This is a genomic window from Mesorhizobium sp. M0244 (assembly GCF_040321795.1).
GTDB lineage: Bacteria > Pseudomonadota > Alphaproteobacteria > Rhizobiales > Rhizobiaceae > Mesorhizobium.
Genome location: NZ_JAMYSE010000096.1, coordinates 1 through 24,581, shown reverse-complemented (window position 1 = coordinate 24,581; position 24,581 = coordinate 1). Strand labels below are relative to the sequence as shown.

20 protein-coding genes and 3 pseudogenes are annotated in these 24,581 nt (G+C 58.3%); 8 read left to right on the top strand and 15 right to left on the bottom strand.

What is annotated here, in order from left to right; translation table 11 throughout:
• Positions 1-826: 826 nt before the first annotated feature.
• Both NKJ08_RS32460 and NKJ08_RS32455 read right to left on the bottom strand, forming a co-directional pair.
• Complete coding sequence (locus NKJ08_RS32460) at positions 827-1,024, bottom strand: hypothetical protein (protein ID WP_352785180.1); 198 nt, start codon at positions 1,022-1,024, stop codon at positions 827-829.
• 629 nt (positions 1,025-1,653) lie between these two features.
• Positions 1,654-1,851, bottom strand: a pseudogene (locus NKJ08_RS32455) (transposase); the annotation flags it as partial.
• A gap of 75 nt (positions 1,852-1,926) precedes the next feature.
• Here NKJ08_RS32455 and NKJ08_RS32450 point away from each other — a divergent pair.
• Positions 1,927-2,178, top strand: coding sequence for a DUF6074 family protein (locus NKJ08_RS32450; RefSeq protein ID WP_352449758.1), 252 nt, complete (start codon positions 1,927-1,929; stop codon positions 2,176-2,178).
• Between the two features lie 588 nt (positions 2,179-2,766).
• The gene (locus tag NKJ08_RS32445; RefSeq protein WP_352785176.1) at positions 2,767-4,722 is read left to right on the top strand and encodes a hypothetical protein; all 1,956 of its coding nucleotides are present in this window, start codon (positions 2,767-2,769) and stop codon (positions 4,720-4,722) included.
• A 156-nt stretch (positions 4,723-4,878) separates the two neighbouring features.
• Here NKJ08_RS32445 and NKJ08_RS32440 read toward each other — a convergent pair whose 3' ends face one another.
• The 3 genes from NKJ08_RS32440 to NKJ08_RS32430 are packed head-to-tail and all read right to left on the bottom strand — an operon-like array spanning position 4,879 to position 9,389.
• Positions 4,879-6,216 carry a ComEC/Rec2 family competence protein gene (locus NKJ08_RS32440; protein WP_352508307.1) on the bottom strand — a complete coding sequence of 446 codons (1,338 nt, stop codon included), beginning with the start codon at positions 6,214-6,216 and terminating at the stop codon, positions 4,879-4,881.
• Positions 6,198-8,132 (bottom strand): gluzincin family metallopeptidase, encoded by a 1,935-nt coding sequence (locus NKJ08_RS32435; RefSeq protein WP_352619023.1) that lies wholly within the window; start codon positions 8,130-8,132, stop codon positions 6,198-6,200. The genes NKJ08_RS32440 and NKJ08_RS32435 overlap by 19 nt, the downstream gene beginning before the upstream one ends.
• Positions 8,133-8,180: 48 nt before the next feature.
• Positions 8,181-9,389, bottom strand: coding sequence for a T6SS phospholipase effector Tle1-like catalytic domain-containing protein (locus NKJ08_RS32430; RefSeq protein WP_352508305.1), 1,209 nt, complete (start codon positions 9,387-9,389; stop codon positions 8,181-8,183).
• A 253-nt stretch (positions 9,390-9,642) separates the two neighbouring features.
• On the opposite strand from NKJ08_RS32430, the gene NKJ08_RS32425 reads away from it, so the two are divergent.
• Together NKJ08_RS32425 and NKJ08_RS32420 are read left to right on the top strand one after the other, a co-directional pair.
• The gene (locus tag NKJ08_RS32425) at positions 9,643-10,698 is read left to right on the top strand and encodes a HamA C-terminal domain-containing protein (RefSeq protein ID WP_352785173.1); all 1,056 of its coding nucleotides are present in this window, start codon (positions 9,643-9,645) and stop codon (positions 10,696-10,698) included.
• Entirely contained in the window at positions 10,695-13,304 is a 2,610-nt protein-coding gene (locus NKJ08_RS32420) for a DEAD/DEAH box helicase (protein ID WP_352785171.1), read from the top strand. Before NKJ08_RS32425 ends, NKJ08_RS32420 begins: the two co-directional genes overlap by 4 nt.
• Before the next feature lie 622 nt (positions 13,305-13,926).
• Here NKJ08_RS32420 and NKJ08_RS32415 read toward each other — a convergent pair.
• From NKJ08_RS32415 to NKJ08_RS32380, 8 genes and pseudogenes are all read right to left on the bottom strand, one after another.
• Positions 13,927-14,778 (bottom strand): HNH endonuclease, encoded by an 852-nt coding sequence (locus tag NKJ08_RS32415; protein ID WP_352785168.1) that lies wholly within the window; start codon positions 14,776-14,778, stop codon positions 13,927-13,929.
• On the bottom strand, positions 14,775-15,491 hold the full coding sequence (locus NKJ08_RS32410; protein WP_352785165.1) for an AAA family ATPase: 717 nt from the start codon (positions 15,489-15,491) through the stop codon (positions 14,775-14,777). Before NKJ08_RS32410 ends, NKJ08_RS32415 begins: the two co-directional genes overlap by 4 nt.
• Positions 15,484-16,437, bottom strand: a complete 954-nt coding sequence (locus NKJ08_RS32405) for a P-loop NTPase family protein (RefSeq protein WP_352785162.1) — start codon at positions 16,435-16,437, stop codon at positions 15,484-15,486. The genes NKJ08_RS32410 and NKJ08_RS32405 overlap by 8 nt, the downstream gene beginning before the upstream one ends.
• Positions 16,427-17,806, bottom strand: coding sequence for a hypothetical protein (locus NKJ08_RS32400; RefSeq protein ID WP_352785159.1), 1,380 nt, complete (start codon positions 17,804-17,806; stop codon positions 16,427-16,429). Before NKJ08_RS32400 ends, NKJ08_RS32405 begins: the two co-directional genes overlap by 11 nt.
• Positions 17,803-18,393 (bottom strand): type II toxin-antitoxin system VapC family toxin, encoded by a 591-nt coding sequence (locus NKJ08_RS32395; RefSeq protein WP_352785157.1) that lies wholly within the window; start codon positions 18,391-18,393, stop codon positions 17,803-17,805. Before NKJ08_RS32395 ends, NKJ08_RS32400 begins: the two co-directional genes overlap by 4 nt.
• On the bottom strand, positions 18,383-18,679 hold the full coding sequence (locus NKJ08_RS32390; RefSeq protein ID WP_352785154.1) for a hypothetical protein: 297 nt from the start codon (positions 18,677-18,679) through the stop codon (positions 18,383-18,385). Before NKJ08_RS32390 ends, NKJ08_RS32395 begins: the two co-directional genes overlap by 11 nt.
• 204 nt (positions 18,680-18,883) lie before the next feature.
• Positions 18,884-19,198 (bottom strand): annotated as a pseudogene (locus NKJ08_RS32385) (SMC-Scp complex subunit ScpB); the annotation flags it as partial.
• 3 nt (positions 19,199-19,201) lie between these two features.
• A complete protein-coding gene (locus tag NKJ08_RS32380; protein WP_352785152.1) occupies positions 19,202-20,149 on the bottom strand; it encodes a DUF1403 family protein in 948 nt (315 codons plus the stop codon).
• 237 nt (positions 20,150-20,386) lie between these two features.
• Between NKJ08_RS32380 and NKJ08_RS32375 the strand changes: the two genes are divergently transcribed.
• Genes NKJ08_RS32375 through NKJ08_RS32365 form a run of 3 tightly spaced genes read left to right on the top strand, consistent with a single transcriptional unit; the run spans position 20,387 to position 22,157 of the window.
• Positions 20,387-20,644, top strand: a complete 258-nt coding sequence (locus NKJ08_RS32375) for a type II toxin-antitoxin system VapB family antitoxin (RefSeq protein ID WP_352785150.1) — start codon at positions 20,387-20,389, stop codon at positions 20,642-20,644.
• A complete protein-coding gene (locus NKJ08_RS32370; RefSeq protein ID WP_352785148.1) occupies positions 20,644-21,030 on the top strand; it encodes a type II toxin-antitoxin system VapC family toxin in 387 nt (128 codons plus the stop codon). Before NKJ08_RS32375 ends, NKJ08_RS32370 begins: the two co-directional genes overlap by 1 nt.
• A complete protein-coding gene (locus NKJ08_RS32365; protein ID WP_352785145.1) occupies positions 21,027-22,157 on the top strand; it encodes a site-specific integrase in 1,131 nt (376 codons plus the stop codon). The genes NKJ08_RS32370 and NKJ08_RS32365 overlap by 4 nt, the downstream gene beginning before the upstream one ends.
• 123 nt (positions 22,158-22,280) lie before the next feature.
• Here NKJ08_RS32365 and NKJ08_RS32360 read toward each other — a convergent pair whose 3' ends face one another.
• Positions 22,281-22,784, bottom strand: a complete 504-nt coding sequence (locus tag NKJ08_RS32360) for a hypothetical protein (protein WP_352785143.1) — start codon at positions 22,782-22,784, stop codon at positions 22,281-22,283.
• 44 nt (positions 22,785-22,828) lie between these two features.
• Positions 22,829-23,218 carry a B3/B4 domain-containing protein gene (locus NKJ08_RS32355; protein WP_352785141.1) on the bottom strand — a complete coding sequence of 130 codons (390 nt, stop codon included), beginning with the start codon at positions 23,216-23,218 and terminating at the stop codon, positions 22,829-22,831.
• 152 nt (positions 23,219-23,370) lie between these two features.
• Here NKJ08_RS32355 and NKJ08_RS32350 point away from each other — a divergent pair.
• A pseudogene (locus tag NKJ08_RS32350) lies at positions 23,371-24,352 on the top strand (IS5 family transposase).
• Positions 24,353-24,581: the final 229 nt, after the last annotated feature.

The following is a 24,581-nucleotide window of genomic DNA, read 5'->3' as shown; positions in this document are numbered from 1 at the left end:
CCAGCTCGCAGTCACTTTCCACCAGATGTGACCCGTCTCGGCGTACCGCTGCGATAGTCTCTTTGACAGAGATGATGATGATTTGGCCGTGCCGGCTTGTAAAATCAACTCTTCAACAAGCTCATTGGCAGTCACTTTGATGGGTCGGCAGTTCATCCAAACGTTTATACCAGGCCTCCCACCTCAGCGAGAACCCAAGGGGAACATTCATGACCCTCTGTCGGGAAAAATCAAGCAGAAATGTTTGCCGGAATTTCTGAGCGGGAACCAGAGAAACAAGTACGGAGCGAGCCCCTGTACTCTTCCGCTTTGGCGCTCAGCCAGCCGGCTAGGGACCTTCTTCCGTCGGCCCCTGTTTGGCCCGATCAATAGCCGCAAGTAATGAATGTAGGGTTGGTGGCAGTTCTGGTTCGATCTCCAGATACGTTTGTACGTGATGACGATAGCCTTCGGAACGGATCAGTTTCCGAAACGCTTCGGAGACAGACTGATGGTCTGCTTTGTTGCTCGTTGTCATATTCGGGAAGTCCGTCCCAATGAGCCGCAACTCGCCCGCAACGAATGGGTTCCATCAGGAGGTCGGAATATTTGGTAGAAATTCTGAGCGGGAGATCGGATAACTGGCTCGCGCGAAGCCCCCGGTGCCCCTTCGTTTGCCGCAGCATTAATCCGCGCTCTTTGAACTGAAGGTTCGTGTCGGTCTGGCATCGGTGTTGCACATCGTGAACGTTGGAATGCTTCTGTCCAATGTTTGCTCACGCTGTGATGCCAATAGGGCAGGCTCTTGCTGCCGCAAGGCCGCGACGAATGAAACGCCGGCCCAAGTTCAACCCGCGCGACGTCCTTCAAAGCTGGGGGGATCGATCTTCACCAAGCGGTCTGCGGCCTCGACCGCAGTTCGTATCCTGCTGCACAGCGCGAGATTTTCGGCCAGCATTTCTTCACTGCGTTGAAGCGCGAGCTCGGTCCGGTGGATGCGCTGCCTGGCATTGGCAACTTCCGATGTCAAAAGATCGGCCGCCATCCCGTGGCCGTGGGGTTCCATAGTGTCCATGGGTTTCTAATACATGGGGGGCGATATCGTTCCCTGAGTCGGGCGAAACGGCGGGCGGCAGAAAAGCGCGATGGGCCGAATGACCAATGCGCGCCCTGTCAAAACAGCGCCGGAAACAGGCGAACGGCTTCGGCCGCTCCACATCCCACGGGCAGAGGCGATCACGAGAGGGCCATTGATCTGTTCAGGCACGACTACAACGTAAGCGAAGACGCACTCAGGCGGCTGGTGATCAAGCACCGTCTTCACAACCAGACAATGCCCGGTGCTCCGTGGAATAAGCGCCCCCGGTTTGGTTATGGCGCTCGCCGGCGATGATGACGCGGTTGAGGCAGGACGATCGCGAGCACCCGGACCTAACTCGGTATTTCAAGCGGCTCGGCATCCCGCGACCCTGACTTGCTATCAAAAGTTATGGTCGCGGCGACTGTCTAGAGTAGACATTAAGTAGATGTCGCGGCCCGACAGAGCCCCACACAAGAGCGAACCGTTGCTGCCTTGCGCATCGCCCTCTAGGCCGCCGGCGTCGAGTTCATCCCGGAGAATGGCAGCCGCGCCGGCGTGAGGCTCCGCAAACCTTAGGCCGTAGACTCGTTACTGCGCAGCCACACACCTGCTTTTCGCCATCGGACGAAGCGGTTGCAGCAGGTGGTGCGCGGGCCATAGCGTTGAGGCAGATCGCGCCATGGAGCACCGGAGCGCAGCACCCAGAAGATGCCGTTCAGCACGCGCCGATCATCAACACGCGGCACACCTCTTGGCTTGTTGGGTAGACGCTTTATTCCATTGCTGACCATTGTCCAAAAGCGCTGTTAACCAAATTTTCTCAGCCGCCAATGCTTATTCGCGCGACTGAAGGGGTGAGGTGATGGATGTGTGATTCAAACATAAGCGCGTTTCCGCTGCATCGGCGGCGGAAGTTGGTCGAAGGGATCGCCCGGGTCCTGGAATCCAAGAACGGGGAGGACGCGAACGCCTTCTGGCGCAACACCGCCAAGGCAATTCTCGTTCAACTGTCCGAATCAGGAATTGCACCCGGGGTCGCCGAACAGGAAGTTGGAACCCTTCTTCATGCTGTCTTGGGCGATATCGCCACCCGCAGTGCTGCGAAACTTGCACAATAGCATCGGCTCACGATGAGGGATTGCCGCATAGAGACGCCCCGGGGCTCCACAAGCGTAGCACCACTGTATCCGTCAAACGCAGGTTTCTCACTGCGGATGAAAGGATAGCCGCGTTCGTCGAACTCATGCGCGCGAATGTGCTCTCGGGCGAGATACGGTTCCGTCTCGCCTGTCCGGCGGTCATCGACCAAATCGAGGTGCGATGCGGAAACCCGCATTCATGGAAGGCCGACGGACCTTTTCCACGAGCTGAACCCGCAAAACCGATGAGCCGCCGTTGAGTTCCACACTGCCTTTTTATGCGACTTTCGAAGCACGAAGCATGAACATCGAGTATGGTTCGCGTCATTCTCGCACTGAGATGCCTATAAGGGTCCGAGGTCTTTCCGCCCGGTTCTGTCTTGATGACACCGCTGTGTGTAAAAGGAGAACCTGGTATCACTTGCGCGGCCTGAGTGTTCATCTAGTGGTAGGATACGGCGCAAGGGGCAACGGCGGCTAATGTCTATCCGTGTAAATATCGCTAACCAGGTACGGCAGACCACCGTACTGCAGTGGCGCCCATTGCTGCCATTGTTCGAAGCAGTCATGAACTCGTTTCAGGCAATCAAGGAAGCGAAACTGCCGACGGGTACGCCCGGACGCATGACGGTCGAGGTCGTTCGCGACGGCCGTCAACTCGACCTGGAAGTTCCGCCGATCAGCGGGTTCAAAGTCATTGATAACGGCATCGGTCTCGACGATGCCAACTACGACTCTTTTAATACTGCGTTCTCGCCACACAAACTGAGCCGAGGCGGCAAGGGCTTGGGTCGCTTCACCTGGCTCAAGGCCTTTGCATTTGCGCGCATCGAAAGCACGTTCAAGGATGACGACGGCGCATTGCTCACTCGAGCTTTCACCTTTGACGAGAACTACGATGTAGACGACCTGCGCGGCCTCCCCAAATCTGTCACGCGACATGCGACAGGCACAACAATCGAGCTTGTGGAACTAAGGCCGGAATATCACGGGCAGTGCCCCCGCACCTCGGAAGTGCTTATCCAGAAACTCATCGAACACTTCATCCTTGTACTGATGGACGAGGAGTGTCCGGCGGTTCAGGTTAACGACCTTGGGCTCAAGCATAACCTCAAAGAAATTTTTGAAAGAGACTATAAGGCCACGGCTTCGGCTTATCCCTTCGAAGTCGGTAGATACTCATTCACTTTACATGGTTTCCGACTTCCCACCTCACGGGCGACCAAGCACAAGCTTGTCTACGCTGCGGATCAACGGTCAGTCCTCAGCGACCGCCTAGCAGACCATCTTCCAAATCTGACATCCCGGCTTGAGGACTACGACGGCAAGGCGTTTTTCTACCTTGGCATCGTCCAGAGCCCTTACCTCACCGAACACGTCAACACCAATCGTACCGATTTCGAGTTCGGCAATCCTGATGATGCCGAGCTTGAACTTCCCCTCTCGGATCACAAGCTCATTCCAAAAACGGATATACGCGCTTCGGCACTAGCGTTCGTGGAGGACGATCTGAAGGATGTCATCGAGACCATCAACTCTGTCAAGCTCGATAGGATTCGTCGGTACGTGCAAGAAGAGGCGCCACAATATCGGATGCTTCTCAAGCACGCCGGCAGCTTCTTAAACAAGATCACTCCGACACCGTCTCGGTCTGAGATGGAAGGCATACTCCACCGGGAACTGTTCTTGCGGGAGACTGAACTCAAGAAAGACAGCACTCGCATCATTCGCGAGGCGAGCAAGATCACCGATTACGAGTCATACCACAAGGAGTTCACCGAATTCCTGGACCGGTACAATGAGCTTGGAGTGTCAGCCTTAGCCCAGTACGTTCAGCACAGACGGATCATCCTTGATTTCCTCGAACGCGCAGTCAAGTTGCCTGAGGACAAGAAGAACTACCCGCTCGAAAAGGTCGTGCATCAGCTCGTATTTCCAATGCAGCATAGCTCTGAAGATATCCCCTCCAGCGAGCAGAATCTCTGGATGATCGACGAGCGCCTCACATTCCATTCGTTCATTTCGTCCGATAAGCGAAACAACGCGCTGTCAGTCGTAGATTCGAAGGATAAGCAGAGAGGCGACATCGTCATCTTTGATGAAAAAATTATTTTCAGCGGTGAGCGGCCCGACGACGAGCATCCGCTGAACTCAATCATTGTGATTGAGTTCAAGCAACCGGGGCGCAACAAGTATGCGGGTGATGAGAACCCCGTTCTTCAGGCCGCAAAAGTGATCAACGCGATCCGCGGCGGTAAGTACCTACATAAGGGTCGAGCGATCCCAATCGCGAACGCAGATATTCCGGCCACGATTTTCGTGGTGGCAGACTTAACGCCAAAACTCAGGCAAGTTCTCACTGACTTCAATGCCACAATGACGCCGGACAAGCAGGGATTCTACGGCTATCACGCCAATCACAGGGTCTACTACGAGGTTATGGACTACACGAAGATGCTCAGCGACGCCAAAAAGCGTAATCGTATTTTCTTCGACAAGCTCAATCTAGTCGATAATCGATAGAGCCATGACGGGTTCAATCGCCCGTTCTGACGATGCATCTTCAGCCGGCACATCGGCTTCAGTCGAGTTCACGCGCGAAGCTGCCAATGGGTACCGAAATGTCCTATGTTCATGTGCAATAGCTGACAAAATTGGCCAGCGTGCACGCCGTAATTGTCAGCTCAAAACCACGTCGATAAAGCCCTTTCCTTCCCTAATCCGCTCGAAGTCAGTGCGTAATGGCTGAGCTTTATCCAGCCATTCCCTCTCATAGGTCTCAAAGTCCGCGGGATCCTTCGGTTTGAAGTGTTCGAGATCAGGCTTGTAAATTCGGGTATCGCCAACCCGCCGAGCAATTTCCGTCATTAACAGGCCACGCGGAATCGTGCGGTATTTCCCTCGTTCGGTCGACACGACCGCTGTCGCTTTCGACTGCTGGCCGGCCGCCGGTACCGGCAGGATTGCATCCAGGATCGCAGTCGCTTCGCTGGGCTTTCCTTTGCCCATGTCCCAGGGTGTGCTGTTTTCACTGCCATGATGGCCGATCTTGAGGAAGTCGACTGTTTTGCCGAGCAGATCTCGGCGCTCGTTCCACATCACGTTCCATGAGCCATTCATCTTGCCCTCTTTGAAGTCGCCGTGCCATTCGGCGTCCCCGATAAACAGCAGGCGCTTCTTGTTCCATTCGATCAGCAGAACGATGCTGGAATTGTTTTTCAAAGTGCCATCCAGTTCCGCGAATGCCAAAGCGTTCGACTGCATGCGGGCACGAAGGGCGCGAAAAGAGGCCGGGCTGATATTGCGGGGCAAAGGCGGCTCTTGCGCTTTTGCAGTGGCATCAAACTCTTTTTCCGCGTCGAACGCGGCCGCTCCCAGCACGCCCTTCAATGTTCGCTGAGCGGTCGCGCCGAGATAATAACGATCGAAATCAGCCTCCGGGCCAAGGATGTTGATTTTCGCTTTATGGAGTTCAATGCCATGTGTTTCGTTGGTTTCGCCGGCATGCACATAGGTCGGCTCTCCGCCATCGAGCAGCGTCTTGCGCAAGGTCTGCATGGCGCCTTTGTTGTCAATCTGGAAAACTGACAAGAGCTCGCTTGCGCGAGGGCTCAGACTCGGCCCAAGCGCAGCAAGCCCCCGCATGGCCTGCTCAGCGACCCCTCTAATTTTTCGGGTCTTTCCCGCCTGCGGATGTTTGGGATCCATGGCGCAGTTCATCCAAACCGCGCCGACCTTCATGTTCTCGAATAGCTTGGGATCGAAGCCCGCTATGTGATCCTTGTGCTCGTGCGTGACAACGACAAGATCGAGCCGCTTTTTTCCGTCCTGTGCGTCTGGCAACTCGCTCTCGAGCTGTTTCATCGCTGCGGCAAGAAGCTTCCCTTCGCTCCAGGTGCCGCAGTCGATCAGCATATGGAATGCATCTTCCTTCTTGTCGGTTTTGCCGGGGATGCGAACATAGATGCAGTCGCCCAGACCGACGTCATAAAGGCGGATCAGGAGCTCATTTGCCATCTAAGCGCTCCCAGGCTGGAATCATCGGCATCGTAAACATGAAAGTGCGGCGAGAGCTCAAACCGAACTGAGCCGTCAACTTCGCGCGCGATCAGTGGCGGTGTAAGGCTTCCAACAAGACCTTCGGGGCCGGCAAGTTCTTCACCAACCATCCCCTCCTCGATGCGTCTGGCAAGTGCATCGAGATACTCCTGCCTGCGCTGCTTGCCAGCCTCGAGTTCAGCCAAGGCTACCTGCTCGGTGCCAAAGAGTTTTTTGCGCGATTTTATCTTCTCCATCGCCACGCTTGCGGTGGCAAAGGGTTCGCTGCCTGGCTTGCGCGCCCAATAAAGCAGGCTGCCATTGACGTCGAAGACCATCGTCCCGCCACAGAGCAGGCTGGTCGTCTTGCCACTAAAGGAGCCAAACTGCGTGCCCGCTAACGCCAAGTTCTCGCGCCACAGATATTGGAGGATGATCTGTTTGGGCTGGAAGAGGCCTGGACCGACCATCTTCTCGGAGGTGAAGACCTCATCGACCATGATGTCGACATGGTCGGGAATGAAGAGCTTGTCGCGGTTGTCATCGAGATAGCGATAGGCCGCTGCACGCGAACTCCCGATAAGCTCCGGGTCGTGCGAAATTGTTCCTGGCATCCGATCGTACAAGGGCGCGCGCACCAGTAGGTCGGTTCTCTCCTCTGCGGTCATGATCTCGCGGTGGACGAAAATGTCCGCGATCATCTCGCGATAGTTGGTGGGATCAGTTGGGTTTGCGATCGCGAGGTTGCGCAAGACAGCGCGCGCGTAGTCGTTGAACGTAACCTCGACTGGCGGCAAAAGATCAAGCGCCTGGATGGCAATTATCTGCATCTGAGCGACCGCATATTGTAGCGATTGAGCCGGAGTGTGTGTCTCCCCGTCGCTGCGCTCTCGTTTGAGATATTGCTCGGTCAAGGCAACGAAGATGTCGAACATCGCTCCGGTCATCACCTCCGAGAGCGCGTGAGGTTCGATCTCATCCTTGTATTCGCCCAGAAAATGCTCGTTACCCGCACTACGAAGGTATGGTTGTCCTGACACGGCGTTGCCGAACTCTGTGGCGACAGATGCGATGAGTTCGTCACCGGATTTCGTCTTCAAGTGGCCCTTGGTCCTGGCCGCAAGCTCCTTACGGAACGAATTGTTCCGCAGCGTCATCAAGATTGCGGTCAAGTCCCCCAGGAATTCGTGAAAGGCACCTGTCTGTGGTGAGACCGCTTCCAGAAGATAAGGCCGAATGCCATCCAGCAGTGCATGACCAAACTCGTGATTGACGATATCGCTGGACAAGCAGGTGTGAATACGCTGACCGTTGTCGTCGTCAAAATAGTAGAACTGGAGCGATTTGCTCTGGCGATCATAATAGGCATTTGCGCCGTAACCGGCATTTGGCGTGACCAGAAGCCGATTGCCTTCGAACGCCCAAGAGATGCGCCGGCCGAGGCCGCTTGGGCTCTCGAAGAAATCAAGTGTGCTTTGCAGAATTGCCCAAGTGCTGACCTGGCGGAAGTGAGCGGTTTCTTTTAACGCTCGATCGATCCTACGCCCCTTCGGATCGAGAAAAACCTTCTCGCCGACGCTCCATTTGGCCGGTTCTTCCAACGTATTTCTGGTGCTGTCGTAATCGACAATAGCGAACCTCGCACTTGTGGGGCCGTCGCCAATGCGTGGCTCCCAAGGCACATAAAAATCGTCATCGATTTCCAGGCCGGGATTATTCTTCGCGACAAGGGGGTCCTTGTAATATGTGTCGAAGCGGACCTTGAGGCCGAGCTTCTTCTGCGTCACCCCATCCAGGAACCGTCGAGAGGCGTAGACGTCTCGCGTCTCAGCAGGTGACAGGGCCACCGCGACAGCCTTTTCACCCTTCTTAACGGGACTGCTCTTTTTCGCCATCTGCATCCCCCTGCAATCGTGAACTTGGAGACGTTACGACTCTCTACCCTAACTGCCGGCTTCTTTTGCCAGGCGATCTTTCATAAGGTCACCATAAGGCTCAACATCGAACGCCGTTGGAAAATTCTCTGGCTTATATCCCAAGATGGCTGCCTTCCGATCCAGAACCGACTGATGAACAAACGGCCGCGGCTCCTGTTTCTCGATCATGCGAGGCTCGGCCTGCGGAAGATAGAAACCGAGGGCGGATTTTCGCTTCCATTCACGCAATTTGACCGATTTTGGAATCCACTCGAGCGGCTTCCAGCCCCACGTCACTGAATCGTGCACGGCCCCAAGTGGATTCGGGCCCACGAAGTTCATCTTCCCCTCGCCCTCCCCTGTTCCGAAGACGAGGCGCTCCCGCATCCGAGAGTTGATCTGCAGTCCAAACGCCGTGGCTTCATCAATCATCCAGTCGAGCGGAAACTTAGAGATAGCGCCGTCCTCTTCAGGATAGCCACCACCAACATCCGAATGACACCCGGCGAACCAGACTTGCCTGATATCTTGCTCTTTTGCTGGCGCAGTTTTGTCGAAAGGATCTTCGACAAACGGCTGTGGTTCGACCCACCGGTTCAGCCGGAACATGCGACGATGCTCATCGATCGCAATCGCGTGGCGAAAGACCTCGACGCTCGGGTTGGTCCTTGTATGTGGCAGTGTCTGGAGCTGGGGCAGAAGTCGGTCCCTTCGCGGCACGATGACCGACGCAACCGTATCCCAGACACCAAGAAATTTGATACGAGCGTCTCGGGCTCCAGAGACTTTGGAGAAGTGCCAGGCGACGTTTAGGTCGTTCTCGTCGCTGGCCTGCTTATAGGAGCTTACAGCATATCGAACGATGTTAAGCTGATCCGGCTGCAGCAGGCCGATCATGTGGATCAGGCCCCCAACGGCGCGGACTGTGTAGGCACCGCGGCTGAAGCCAAAGAGGAAAATTGCGTCCCCTTCGACGTAGTGCCGGCAGATGAATGCGTAGGCGCCCGCGATTTCAGCGTCGAGCCCATATCCCGTGGCCAGTTCAAACACCGATTTGGTGTTTTGCCGCCAACGGGCCCATGCGTTGCTGGCGCCGATCGTGCCTACGCCAGCGTCGTAATAGACGCGCTGTTCCTCATTCTTCTTCAGGATGCGGAACAGTTTCAAAACGTTCGAGAGATTGCGCTCGATCTGGTTGCCCGTACCGTCGCAGCAGACGACAATGTTTTTCCCCACCTTGTTTTACGCTCCCGCACTGATGTATCTAGACTAAACTGGACGACTTCGAACTTCTTTCATCTAGCACGGTTTTTCGAGTCGGGCCCTCCCCGAAGCAGTCTAAACTCCGTTTGGGGCTCGCATTTCCTGCGAATACAGGCCTCAGGTCGGAAGCATATCGCGAATAGAAGTGCGATAATTGTTGCGCTCCTTTAGAATTCTGTAATCCGAATCACTGCGTGCAAGTTATTTCCTGGACAGCAACACCGGCATGAACATCCAAAAGGCGATCTCTAGCCTCCTCAATCCATCGAAGTTAGGCGCGCATGTCGCCTGCGCCGTCGCGCACGACGCGCCATGCGAGGGCGACGGGCCACGGACTGCACTACTTCATGTGCGTTTCAACGAAGACGAACCGCAGATCGATGCCCTTGCGGAGTTTCTGTGGGGCCAGTGCATGTACTACGCCCTGCCGCGAAAGCGGCGGCTCGAGTACACGGCGGCGATCGAGAAGGATTTCACATTGATCGCCCGGGTGCATCAGGCCGTGCGGGACGTCTTCATCACCTTCAACGCCACCAGCCCGTCGCGCGCTAGCGAACTGGGCGAGGTGCTCGCCTATTGCGTCGTTCAGCATCATCTTTCAGCGGCACAGGTCGCGGCAAAGATGGCGCTCAAAACCTCCGCTAATATGCCGGTCCACGGCCTAGACGGGATCCACGCAACTTTTGAAGGCGACGCCCTGACAATCTTTTTCCTGGAATCGAAGCTCGCCGGGAGCGCCAACGCCGGCCTTAAGGACTATGCCAAATCCGCCGCGGGATTTCTCGCCAACCGGAAACAGTACCTTCGCGAATATGAATTAGTATCGGACCTTGGGCATTTGGACTCTCTGGAGGGCGCGGCCCGAGAAGCGGCGCTCGATTTCTTCGACATCGTCGGCAAACCCGATCTACCGAGACGCGAACGTTCTGTCGGAGTGATCTGCTATTCCGAACGCCGGTTCAATACCAAATTGCCCGTCTCCGATGGTCCCGTGGACGCGCACGAGGAGCATTTCGCGGGCCTCTACCGAACAGATCACAAACGGCATCGCAGCGCGGCGAATAAGCATATCAAGGCGTCAGGAGCTGACACCGCGAAGACCCTTTTGTTCCTTGTGGCGGTTCCGGACGTCAATGTGCTTCGCAAAGCCTTTTACCGGGCGATGGGAGTGGAGCCTCCTCACGAAGATATTCCAGCCGCGTCTGAAGATGAGGAGGAGAACGCACCCGGGTCGGCGGAGGATCTCGACGTCGTCGCGCCGGTCGAGAGCACCGACGCATGACCTTCGCCCTGGACCTTTCCCGTCGGCTTGAGACCCACCAGGCCTTCCGATCCGACTTCGACCGTCTTCAGGCGGAAGCCGCCTTTGCCACACTTCCCCACACGATAGAGTCGCGCCGTGGCGGGATGGATCGGCAGGATGTACTACGCCTGATGTACTGCGCCGGGGTGTTCGCCCAGACCGACGACGAGACCCTGCGGGCGCTTGCCCAGGCGATCTCGTTGGGCGCCCTTCTTATCGGTCGCGACGACATTCCAGTGGACGCCAGCCTTCGCCTTTTGACCGATCTAGGCAATTTCCCCGCCCTAACGTACGCGGAAGCCCGGCATGAGCCAGTCGCCACAATTCGGCAGGCCCTACGGGCGGCGATCTCACGCGAGGTAAATGGCATCGACGTCGGCAGCGAGCGAATTGCCCTTACCGATTTCCAGAAACGTGCTTGGGATCGGCTTGGCCAGGATACGGCGCTGGCTATTTCCGCGCCGACATCGGCCGGTAAGTCCTTTCTAGTCATCGAGCACCTTTGCAGGACCGCAGAACGGTCCGCCATCTTCCGGGCGGTCTATGTCGCGCCCACACGTGCGCTTCTCTCGGAAGTCTATGCCTCGATCCAGCGCCGGCTAAACGATGAAGTCGGCATTCGCGTTTCGACGGTGCCAACGATCGACCCTGCGGCCCCCGAGCGTCAAATATTCGTTCTGACCCAGGAAAGATTGCAAGTTCTGCTGGCGGTCTCAACTATAGATTTCGACTTGGTGATCGTCGATGAGGCGCAGAATTTTTCGGACGGCGCCCGGGGAATGATCCTGCAGGAATGCCTCGAACAGGCAATTGCCCGACGGGCTGACACTCGTCTGGTCCTGTTGGCGCCGGGTGCGGAAGGTTTCGAAACCGTCGCCGATTCCATCGGCCTGAAGGGACTGAAAGCATCTGTTTCGCTTCTGCCGTCCGTCATACAGAACCGCATCCTCGTGAGCCGGGCGGCCGAGCCGAGGACCCTCAGTCTGCGACTCCTAACCGCTCTTGGCTCGACATCGTTAGGCGTGGTTCAGAGCCATCGAGGGTTTGACCACCCCGCCAGCCGTCTCGCAGCGGTCGCGCTGGAGCTCGGACGCACAGGCGGTTCTCTGGTGTATGCGACGGGACCCAAGGACGCCGAAACAGTCGCACTACAGCTACACCAAGATTGCCGAGATAGCGGCGATAAGGTGCTCGAAGATTTGGCGCAGTTCATTGAAAAGCACATCCATCCCCGATATGCTCTCGCCGCCTTGGTCCGGCGTGGCGTAGCCTTTCACTACGGTAAGATGCCCACGCTGCTGCGGGAGTCTATTGAGAGTGCCTTCAAGTCCGGCGCGCTGAAATTCCTTGCTTGTACCACGACCCTTTTTCAAGGCGTAAACCTTCCCGCCCGCAACGTTTTCATCGACACGCCTACGCGGGGGACTAACTCGCGGCTGGATCCGGCAGCTCTATGGAATTTTGCGGGACGCGCAGGTCGGATGAAGGCCGACATCGTTGGAAATGTTTTTCTCGTTGACTACGACGAATGGCCGGATAAGCCGATGAACAGCTTCGTCGGCTACCGGATCGAACCTGCATTCGGAAAGGCCGCCGCCGACCATGGATCCGCCATACTACAAGCTCTGGCCGGCGAACTGCCAAGGATGGTACCTGGCGATGAGGTGGCGGGGAAGGTTCGCGCCGCTGCGGGCCTGCTCATAGCAAGAGCCGCCAGAGGCGACGTGGCTCTTTTTGCGTCACGATCCCTGTCCTCGTTCGCGGCAAAAGATCGCGACGCCCTAGTCGTCGCGGCCCAAGCTGCGAGCGATGGGATCGGCCTGCCCGCGACGCTGCTGTCCACAAACTGGACCGTAGATCCTTTCGGGTTGAAACGCCTGTTCAATGAATTGGTCAGCAAGATCGTAGCCGGCGAAATCGACGGATTGATCCCAGTCAACCCGCACGACTATCTACCGGCGCGTAAAGCGTATGAGTCGATTTTCATGCGTGCACAGAGGCTGGTGAATCTGTCCGCCAGCAGGTTCCCCGCATTGGTCGCCGGCGTCGCGGTCAAATGGATGCAGGGCACGCCCTACCCCGTTCTTCTTGCCGACGCTATCCGGCGCGAAGAGCGAACCCTTGCGAAAAAGATCAAGGCCTATGAGGATGAAATTGCATCGAATGCGAAGTCACGCAAACGTCGGCCGAAACCGATCGACATCAATGATGTGATCCGTAAGGAGTTCGACCTCATTGAGGACGTCATCCGCTTCCAGTATGTGCAACTCGGAAAAGCCTACATTGATGTCCTGGCCTTGGCATTGCGGCACTGCGGATTCGAAGCGCGGATCAAAGAAATCTTTGACTTCTCACTGGCGCTTGAGCTCGGTGTATGTACGAGGTCTGGTTGGTCTTTCATGGAACTTGGACTTTCGCGGATCGCTGCCGCTGCGCTTGAGCCTCATTTCCCAAACTCCGATTTGAGCGTCCAGCACGCGCGGGACTGGTTGCGCAAACTAGACGTGACTCAACTCCAAATCAGTTCGGTGATCGTCGACGAGATGCTCAGCTTGGGGCTGATAGAATTGGAGAATTTCGCTTAGGCAGCCTTATTTGGCCAAAGGCCTTGTCAGCCCCTCATCCAACTTGCCTGGCGGTCTCATTGCAGAGGCCAGAAACGGGCGTATCGGAATTCGACGCTTACCGCCACCGGCGCCTGTCTGGGCCACCCGTCAAGAAGTGCCGGGGCGGCTCCTGTGCCTATGAGGGAAGGTGTGGCTTAAGGCTTAAGGTTGGCAGTCACCCGGGGAATGATGCGATTCATACGGGGCCAGTATGGCAAGCGCGTCAAGCATGGCGGTATGCTCGGATACGTATTTGATGGCAACTTCGCTTAGGCATTCGCTGCGATCACGGCTGCAATCGGAACGCGTCTCGCGGACCTAGACATGGATGCGCCGGGCGAGATGAAGCAATCTTCCATCGGCCGTATGACAGCAATTGCCGAGAGACCTATCACAGGAGAGGTGAACTGCGCCCGTTGATCTTACACCACCAAGTCGTTCCAGTCGGACGGTAGAGAAGCGCCACGCTCCGACCTCGCCGTTGCGGCCGTCAGAAGCCGAAGTGTTCGCTCGATCTCCGATCGCCGGGTGGCACGTGAGCTAACTGATCTGGTCAGCCGTCGCGGGAAGCCGGACATGATCGAAAAGGGAACTGTTTGGATCAAGCTGGCAATACCTCTGCAAATTCCCCACCGCAGAACCCGACATGGGCTGCAAGTGCTCGGAGCAGAACGGGCCGCCAGTGATTGAGGTGAAACTCTCGGCTCTCCACATCTGCCTGTGCAAGAAGATAGCTGCGGACACCCTCAGCGCCAGCACTATCAAACAGGATTCTAACTGCGGTCGCCTGACTGGTCAGATAGATATTAATCTCCCGCGCATAGCGTTCGTTGAGTTTCAGGCGCTGCAAGACAAATGAGAGGCGCGAGCTAACTAGCGCTTCGATTGGAGCGGCTGGATCAATGTCAAACGTAGCAACCAGGCCGCCCCCTTCAATTGTGACGCCGGCTCGCAAGAATGACGTATCCGGAACCGCTTCGAAATAGGGGTGAAAGAACTGCTGGGCAGGCTCTAGGGCAGCCGATTTGCTCTTCGAGTGATTACACTCTTGGCAAAGGGGCACCAAATTGCGAGGATAAACAGCCAACGCATGGTAATCTGACCGCGGAAGATGGTGATCCAGTTGGCGCGGCGGTGCAATTCCACATATCGGGCACAGCTCAATTCCTGCCATTAGCGACGCTCGAACCGACGCTAACTTGCCACCCGCTTGGGTGAAGTCATACCCGCTATAGATCGCGTCGCGAAACTGCTGAAGAAGCGCGCCGCCCTTTAGGATTTCCGCGGGGCCCCCCAAACCCGCGTCATAAGCGTCGTAGATGGCAATCACGCTGTCGATCTCAGCTTGGGTCGCAGCATAGCCTTTCGCAATACCGGCGTGAATGTAGGTCTCGATAGCGCGCACGAGGTAGGCTTGCGCCTCCTCGCGAGAAGGACATGGCAGGGTTCTCACTGGCGAGCCTTCCGGGCGAGGCCCGCAAGCACGTATGCGAGCGCCTGCCCGCTAAGGCCCGGCCGAAAATGCTGGTTCACGTCCTCGATTGTATTGTGTGCCTGAATGAGTAGATCAAGAATCCCATGAAAGTCTGTCGCGGCAGAAGTCAGACCGAAGGTATCGTGGGTTAAGGTTCCCACGTTCTCGCCGAATGTCTCTCGTGGCGGGATAAAGACCTCAAATTCCGATCCGATCCGCCTTATGACCCTCACGTGCAGTGCCAACGTCTCCTGGAGGATCACCGGTGAATGCGTTGCCACGATTGCGAACGCGTTCTTTTCTTCCAGTACCAATCTCAAGGCGTGCATGACCGCTGCAATGAGCGGGGGATGAAGGTGTGTCTCAGGCTCGTCGAAGAGCACGAGGGATTTTCTCGTCGTATGTGCCACCAGCGAGGCGATCGCATGCATCGTGATTTTGTGGCCTGTGCTCCATCCGAGAAAGCTTGAACGGGGATTGGCACCAAGCAGAGCCTGTCGATCCGTCCCGGCAACATCGGCAAACGAGGCGTCGGCGAGCACCAGCGCAAGAGCAGCATCGAACAGCGCATCATCTCCATGCTCCGCGATCTGCCCGATTAGGCGAACAAACTCGTCAGCGAGCTGCTCGAGCGACTTCAGTTTCGTACTCGATCGTCGATCCTCGATGTCCAGGACAGTTCTTTCATCCACGTCCGTCGGCTTGGCCCGTGCGGATGACAATTGCTCTCGCACTTGGGCAACGACGTCGCGAAGGCCGGCGTAGACGTAGCGACCGCCTCCCCCTCTCCATGTCCGATGCGATCTGCTCGAGCTCAGTCTCATACAACCCGGGCACGGAGAAGTTCTCGAACGCGCTGTACGAAACCGCGATAATGCGCATGAAGCCAATTGACGGTGGATCGAACACGCCGACGGCGGTCAACTGAGGCCACGTTCTGTCCGATGGCGACGCAAACGCGACCCGTGCGATGCGCGATAGGAAGGTGCTCTTGCCCGATCCGTTGCGTCCAATCAGCACCATCACTCGCCGTGGGAGCAAGACCTTGCGCTTGCTGGGGCCAAGTTCGCGTGTCGGGCCGAAATAAAACAGTGGGCTCGGCGCATCGAAATAGAGCTGGATCGGCGCCGCCCATCCGGCCGGATGGAATGTGAACGACAGATGGAGGTCTGGAACCTCGCTGGCATTGCGAGAGTGAATCTGTCTAGCATCGGAAAGGAAGCCCTCGGGTTCCGGATTGTCGCGGAACAGAGATATTCGCCAGCCTTCCTCCTGGCTGAATAGCGGCTCTAGTTGCGAGTTGGCAACGACGTCGTTCAACGAGCCCAGAATCTCATCTCGGTCCTCCCCAGCAATCTCATTGAGCCGCTGGTAATAGTCGAGTGAGCTGCCAACAGAGCCGAAGTCAGGCGGAAGCCGGTCGAATGGTTCGGTGATCAGGATGCCGTCTTGCGTGGTTTGGCCTCGCTGTAGAATCTTGACCGGCCCGATCAAAGTAGGAGGGCTTCCCTCGACCTGATAGTAGAGGTGATACAGCGTCATGAAGGAAAGATCGTTCCATCTGTCCTGCTGCAGCGCGAACTTTGTTGCAAAACTCTGCACGCCCTGGCGGCTCGGGGGCAAGACGCTAATGGCCATGGGCAGCCTCACTTGCGGGCGGTCCGCCGTGCTGGCTTAGCTGGCTCCCCCTATCCAGGAAGCCATCAAGGAGTTGTTCGCGGTTCACCATCGGATCCGACGATACGGCGCCAATAAGCCCGCACACCACCTTGCGAGCGAGTTCTCTGGCACTTCGTCTATCGTTCCCGGATATGTCCGCCATCGGCCTCCCGTGTAGGAAATCGCTCCTAAGCCCGAAAAGCTTGGAATAGGCGTTCCCAAACGAACCATCGTTGAGCAGTCCGGAAATGCGAAGCGTGGCCCGGCGCGTCGCGCCGGGATTCTTTCCTTCGATCTTTTTTCGGGCGCGTGGGTCATGATCCAAAGGCAAGCCGAGCGCCGCCTCGATCGTTGAAATATGGGCAAGAAACTCGTCGATGGCTTCTGATTGAAATCCACGGACAAAGAAGTGCGCAACAGGACGGTCGAACAACGTCGTCCGGCGCGCCGCTACAATGTCACTCCACGCGTCGTCGGTCAGCCAGGTAATTGCGCTGTCGCTGTCATCATTTAGCGGATAGGCGACCGGCGCTTCATATTCATGCTCGTCGCCATTGACATCGAACTGCCATGCAGGCTCCCAGCTCAGGCTGTCTGGAGAAGGTGGCGGAACCCGACGAGCAAACACGTCAGAGTCGACGGTGTAGACCCAAGGAACTCTAAAACCACGCCATTCCATGTCCTTGTATTCAGCGATCTGCTCCCAGGGGATTGTGAGGAGTCCAAAAAGCGCAGCTTCGACAGATGAAGGGAGGCTAGTTTTGTGCGGTTCGATTCGTCCAAAATCCTGGCTAAGATTCACGAACAGGCCGGGCAGTGTTCTCCCGTCGGGACCCATGTCGTCGTGGGAAACCTTCTCGTCGACGACGAGCCAATTGAACTCGGAGAAGCGTTTGCTATCGAACGACCAGTTCTGGTTCGCCCGATGAAGACGCAAAACGTCGAAAAGCTCCTCAAGCTCCGTCGCCGAAAAGCACCGCACCTGATTTGGACCGAAGGAGATCGTCGGAAGGCGCGATGCCAGATCGAGCGGGCACAGGTGCAGTCGCCTCGATGCCGTGCTCCGGATGGCTTTGTCGAGGCCATCCGATATTTCGGCCGCACTCGCTGCCAACCCAGAACCCTGGCCACCGACGAGACAGGCCAAGCCGAGCTGCCGCAATGCTGAGGCAAGCGAAAGTCGCAGCATGGAGCCAGCTCTAATCTGGGGGTATCGAGTTTGACATAACTCCGCAAAACGCAGAAACGCCGGAGTGTTCTGCAGGTGATTAACGTCAGTCGCCGGCGCCCGACCCAGCTGTTCCAGTTCGTGGAGAATATCGACAGGAGGGCCGACCGTGACGTTCATGATGTCTGCGGTCCCGGCGGAGCTCGATAGAGAATGATCCGTCCGGTCGGCAGAATCTGGGTAAGGAAATCAAAATCGCGGACGTTGCCGGTCAGCACGCCCGCCCCCAACTGACGCGCCTGCAGGAATACGAGGGCGTCATTTACGAAGCGGCGCTCGTGCCCCTGCCCCTTGGGCAGATTGCTCAGCCGGCAGAGCAAGCCAGCCAACACACCGGCCTGTCCCCACATCGCTGCATCCGGGTCATGAAGACGGTGGTCCGGAATGTCCTCCACCGTGGCTTTGATTGTCTCGAGGACAGCTTTTGTGGAGGCATGCTTTGGGTCGAGCCGGCCAAAGGCGTGGGTCAGCTCAGAAAGGCAGACTGCGGAATGGTGGCATCGGCGATAGGTAAGCAGCGTATCGACTTCAACCGGTGCTCGTCCTTGCAGGACATCCAGATAGACGCACGTATCCAGAAACACTGGTCCCCCGATCGCGGGTTCGTTTGCAACCCATGGGAGATCATCATCGGCCCTACGCTCCAGCGTTCCGGTGTACTTTTGCGGCTTGAGCGATCGGAGGGCCTCGGAAAGATCAAAACCCAAGATCTATGTCCGCCGGGATGCTGCCCTTGCGTCCGACCAAGCCGGCGCCAAAGTCATCTTCGAGAGCCAGGCGCGACAGCGCCAATTCCAACAGCTCCGTGTCCGAGGTGACATGAGCGCGCTTCTTGGCCGCCTCGATCAACTCCGAAGGCACTCGCCCCGAAAGACGGGTATTCTTCGCCGCGCCGAGCAGTCCGGCGGCTTTCGCTTGCTCGAGTACAAGCTTATTGCGGGTCGATGCGGCCTTTGCTTCGCTTTCTGAAGCGGTCCGTGTTTGCGCGGCCATCGGAACCTCCTGTGTTCAACAGAATATAGATTGCGTTGAACGCATAAGCAAGGCTTAGTAGCCGCTGGCCTTCGGGACGTAGGCACCTGAAGCACACTTACCATAGTGATCGATTGGGGGATCGATGGATTCTATGCAAGCCGAAATTGCACGCTTCCTTGCGGAAAAAGCGGTGCGGCAAACGCGTGCGACATATCAGCAGGTGGCATCGGCATAGGCCGGCCGCGTCAGATGCTTCCAGCCGCCGGCGACGGCGACGAGGTCATAGGGCCGACCGCGCAGTTCTTCGCGGATGTCGTCGATGAGGAGATCAATGCTGCAGCTTTTGCCGACGATGCGGGCCAGCGTTTCGCGGTTGACCGGCTCGCTGGCCGCAAAAATCGTTGCCTCGACGCGAGGCATCCATTCGCGCCAGCGCGCCTCCGGCCGCAGGTGATCCAGCTCCCGATCAAACAGGCGGTCGCCTGGTCGACTGTCATCTGGCCGACCCTTACCCCGTCTGTGCGTCGCTTCTGCCATATCTTACAGTCCATAGATGCGGAAGGTCGGTCGGCCGGACATTTCGCGGACGGCGCCGAACTCGACCAGCCGGTCGAACAGGCGGCGCAGACCGCGGTCGCTCATGCCGACGATCTTTTCGGATGCGACGGTCGCGTCGTCGGACAGCAGTTTTTCGACGACAATGTCCGCCGCCTTGGCCCTGAGTTTTGGCGCAATGGCAAGCAGCCGGTCCGCGCGGCGCTCGAGCTCAGCGGAAAGATCAATTGCGCGCAACGCAGCGCGTGCCTGCGCGGCAAGCAGACTTTTGGCACGTTCGGGATCTGTCTCAATGCTTGTCGCCACCGAGCCGGCTGCCGATCGACGCGGGCGGGCGCTTGTGCCCAAGGCCGCATCGGCGCCCAGCAGCGGCACCGCATGCGCCCAACCCAGCCGTTGCGCCAGCAGGGCATCGGCGAGCCAGGCTCCGAGGACGCGGCCGAAGCCGTGGCGTTCGGCGATCGCGATGGCGCCGGTCGTCATTCCCAGCGTCCCGTCCCTGGCGGCGAGTTGCCGAAGATCGTCCGTCAGATCGCGGACCGCCTCGTCGTCGCGGGCATGACCGAGATCTTCCAGCACCGCAGCGAGGTTTTTCGCCGTCAGCAATTCCTCAGCCGGCCAGGCCGCCAGCCGACGCCAGGCGAGGAGCAAAAGACCGGCGGGCCCGACATTGTCGCCGGGTCGTGTGAGCAGCACGGCATCGCGCAATGCCGCTTCATCCTCGACGCGGCCGGCCTGCCTCGCCGTTACCGCAGCAGCCGTTAGCGCCAGGCGCTGCCGCCAGGCACCGGCCCATCGCGCTTGGCCGTGAACCACCGCGTCAAGCGCGCCGATGGCAGCGCCCGCTGTGAGCGCGACGTCTTCAACATCTTTGCTCGCAAGGCTTTGTGCATCCGGGATGGCGCGGCGCAGCCAGGCCGGCACCGTTGCCATCTTCGCGATCGAAGGGGCCCCGCCAAGCGTGGCGTCGTGGCGTAGAGAGGGTTTGGGACGCAGAATCATCGACAGCACGATGAATCATGGCGGCGCTTTTGACAACAAAAATGGATAGAAAGCGCTGTGCTTGTCGTGTGCTTGAAACGAACGATAGTCTTGCATTATCATTCGTTGTTTACGGGGGCTGGGGGACATGGTAGAATAGGCCAGAAAGGTAGAATTTTGGAGTCTTTCGTGTCCCTGAACATCAAAAATCCGGCCACCGTGGCTCTCGCCGACGAACTCGCGCGCCGCCAGGGTATCAGCAAGACGGCAGCCATTCATCAGGCCCTGAGCGAGCGCTTGCATCGCTTGGGCTTTGGAGAGACCGCTCAGGAGCGTCTGCTGGCAGAATTGCGCGCCATCCGAGAAAGAGTGGCACGATTGCCTGAACTGGATAGTCGCAGCGACGACGAGATCATCGGGTATGACGAGCATGGAATCCCGAACTGATGGTGATCGATACCTCAGCTGTTGTAGCGATCCTTCGGAGCGAGCCTGAGGCAGCAAGGCTGGAACGAGCGCTGGTCTCCGACCCAATCCGACTGGTCCCGGCAACCGGGGTGCCCGAGGCACGCATGGTGCTGGTCAGCAGGCGCGGCGAACACGCATTGGCCGAGATCGATCTTTGGCTGCGCAAAAGCGAGGCCGACATCATTCCTGTCGACTCCGAATTGGTTGATCTGGCGACCCAGGGTTGGCTGACCTACGGCAAAGGCCACCACCCGGCGGCGCTGAATTTTGCCGATTTCCTGTCCTATGCTTTGGCAAAGCGTGCAGACGAACCGCTGCTTTTCATCGGCAAAGACTTCTCCCAAACGAATATCGAACCGGCATGAGCATGACTGACGACGCTCCAAGATCATCGGCTGCTTCCGGCGATGACGACATGCCCGACATCGTCGACGTCGTCATGCAGATGGGCGATGCCGACTGCGGCTCGCCCCCTCCCCTTCCAGCCATCGCCAATCCCAGCCTGCCTGCGCATCTTGAGGCGCTCGCCGGCCGCGCGCGCGACTATGTCGAGGCGGCCAGCTCGGCCAACACGCGGCGCGCCTACGCAGCCGACTGGAAGCATTTTTGCGCCTGGGCGCGCCGGCAGGGTCTGGAAGTGCTCCCACCTGATCCGCAGACCGTCGGACTCTACATCACCGCCTGCGCGTCCGGAAAGGTAACAGGGGAGAAAAAACCAAACTCTGTGGCGACGATCGAGCGCCGGCTTTCGTCGCTCTCCTGGAATTTTGCCCAGCGCGGCCAGCCGCTGGACCGCAAGGACCGGCATATCGCCACGGTGATGGCTGGCGTTCGCAACACCCACGCCTCCCCTCCCCGGCAGAAGGAAGCGATCCTGCCCGAGGATCTGATCGCCATGCTCGAGACCCTCGACCGCGGCACGCTGCGCGGGCTGCGCGACCGCGCAATGCTGCTTCTGGGTTTTGCCGGTGGGCTGCGGCGCTCGGAAATCGTCGGGCTCGACATTGGTCGCGACCAGACCGAGGATTCTTCTGGCTGGATTGAGTTTTTTCCTGACAAGGGCGTGCTGGTGACCCTGCGCGGCAAAACCGGTTGGCGCGAGGTCGAGGTCGGCCGCGGCTCCGACGCCACCTGCCCGGTGGTCGCGCTGCAAACCTGGCTGAAGCTGGCGCGGATCGGCCATGGCCCTTTGTTCCGAAGGGTAATAGGGCAAGGCAAAAGAGTCGGCGCCGATCGGCTTAACGACCAGGAAGTTGCGCGGCTGGTCAAGCGCACGGCGCTCGCAGCCGGCGTGCGTGGCGATCTGTCGGAGGGCGAACGCGGTCAAAAGTTTGCTGGCCATTCGCTGCGCGCCGGCCTCGCGTCCTCGGCCGAGGTCGACGAGCGCTATGTGCAAAAGCAGCGCGGTCACGCCTCGGCCGAGATGACGCGAAAGTATCAGCGCCGGCGCGATCGTTTCCGCGTCAATCTCACCAAGGCGTCCGGGCTCTGAAAAGCCCCCCTCCCTGCCCCGTTTTGTCCGCTGGGATGAGGTGGTCAGATCTCAGGCGATAACAATACCTCATCGAGCACAGCGAGCGCTGTATCCAGACTATCGGCGGCCGACGCTTCGTAGTCAGGCATGATCATCAACTGCGTTATGGCACGCCCCACAAGAGGGCATCGCGATAAAAGTACGCCAAACAACGCTAAGGGAGAACAAGCGGTGATCTGATTTCGTTCGACGCTCGTTTTCGAGAGCCGTTCTGGGTCGTTCGCAATCAACTGTGTAGGCCAGCGGAGCGAGCAAGGAGCGCCAGATCCGGACAGGGCTGAGTGGGGTGTTTCTCCGAGAGGTGGGCCATGCCCTAAGGGACACGAGATGTAGTGGACTCGTCGATCCGCGCGGTTTCGATTCGCGCACCCGGGCACAACGCTTGGATAAGCCCATCAAATGCTCTCCGGTGGCCGTCATCTGTTTAGCTGACATTGGGCCGAGGGCTTCCAGCACGAGCCACATGGCGCGGGTATCGACCGTGACCATGGTGCGCCGCCCCTGTCGCCAGTTCCAGCGGCGGCACGTGACACCGGCATCATCGCACCAGATGACTTCCCCCGGTTCGGGATGCTCGGTTACCATTTCACCTTGCTGGATCGTGTCGAATGGCTCCGCTCCCTTCGCAATTAAAAGTCTCGGGACCCCTGGTAGAGATCGAGATCTTCCCCGCCAATCGGAACGCCATACAACACGCTGACGGCATTGTAGGCATCAACCAGTGGGGAAATCCGCGGGAGAGAGCCATCTTTCCGCACCCGCTTGAGAAGCGCGGCGGCCGAGCACGGCGTTCGATTGGCCTTTGTGCCGAAAGCCTCGTAGGCAACGGCCCACGCCGCAAGACGGGCGTCCCTTTGGGCGTCATCGCGAAGCGCCGCCTGTTCCGCCGCCGCAATCGTGTCGTTCAACGCCTGTGCATCCGGCACGTCGATTCCAGCGTTCCGCACCACAATGCTGATCAGATGAAAATCCGGGTAGCGGGCCTTGATCTCGGGGTCAATCAATGGCGTGAAAGACATGGGAAGCTCTTTTCTCATGGGGAGGCTTTGCGCTGCGGGTCGTTCGGGAAATGTATGAAGAAAGGTGCTTGTCGAGGCGTTGGTGCGTGGAACAATTTTTCAAGGGTTTGCCGATAGGCAGGCGAGATCGCCAACGACATGATCTTCGCCCGATGCCCTACAAACACAATGCCAGCCGCCGTCAACGAGGCGCGAAGATGAAATTCAAGGTGACAAACTGGCCGGAATACGAGGCGGGCCTTCGGCGGCGCGGCAGTCTGACGCTGTGGTTGACAGAAGAAGCCTTGGCCAGGTGGCATGCGCCGCGAAGAACGACCCGCGGCGGCCAGCCCCGCTATTCCGATCTCGCCATCGAGGCGGTCTTGACACTGGGATGCGTCTTCGGGCTTCGTCTGCGCCAGAGCGAGGGATTGGCGACCTCGCTGCTCGATCTGATGGGGCTTGATCTACCGGTTCCCGATCACACGACGCTAAGCCGCCGGGCGCAGATATGGGAACCATCGGCCAAGCGGCAGCGGCATCCGAGGACGGTCCGCTGCATGTGCTGATCGATAGCACCGGATGAAAGTCTACGGCGCCGGCCAATGGCTGGAAGACAAGCACGGTGCCAGATCACGCCGGACCTGGCGCAAGCTGCATTTGGTTCTCAATGCCGACAGCGGCGAGATCATCGCCCATTGTCTGACCGACTAGGACGGCGACGATCCCTCGCAGGTGAAGCCGCTGCTCGACCGGATCGACGCAGAGATCGACCAATTCACGGCCGACGGAGCATATGATGGCGGTCCCACCTACTGCGCGGTGCTGCAACACAGCGTCACCGCAAGGATAGTCATCCCGCCACGTTCAACGGCCGTGGAGAGTGATGACACCGGACCACCCGGTCAAAGGGACGGTCACATCACGGCGATCGCCAATGATGGAAGGCTGAATTGGCAGGCGTCCACCGGCTATGGCAAGCGCGCCCTGATCGAGACCGCCGTCGGGCGCTACAAGGGGCTGATCGGACGTCGCCTGCGAGCCCGCTCCTTTTCGGCTCAGCAGACCGAGGTCGCCATCGGCTGCGCCGTTCTCAACCGCATGAGGGCGTGCGCACGCCCGGAGTCCGTTCGCTGCCCGGCAAGGCCGACATAGCAGGCGGCATCAAAGAGCTGATTGTGCCTAATGCCACATTTGTGCACCAACGCCTTGTGGCGCGGGCAGCCACAGGCACAGGCTACGCGGAAAATGAAAAGCGGGGCCAACCCATTCGCTTGCACACAGCCTGCGTTTTGCCAGCTCCTCAACCGCAACGTGCTGTCAATCTTCGTCTTGCCATGTCTTGAACGCCGAACTGTTCACGCCATTGGCGCCGCTTTGTCAT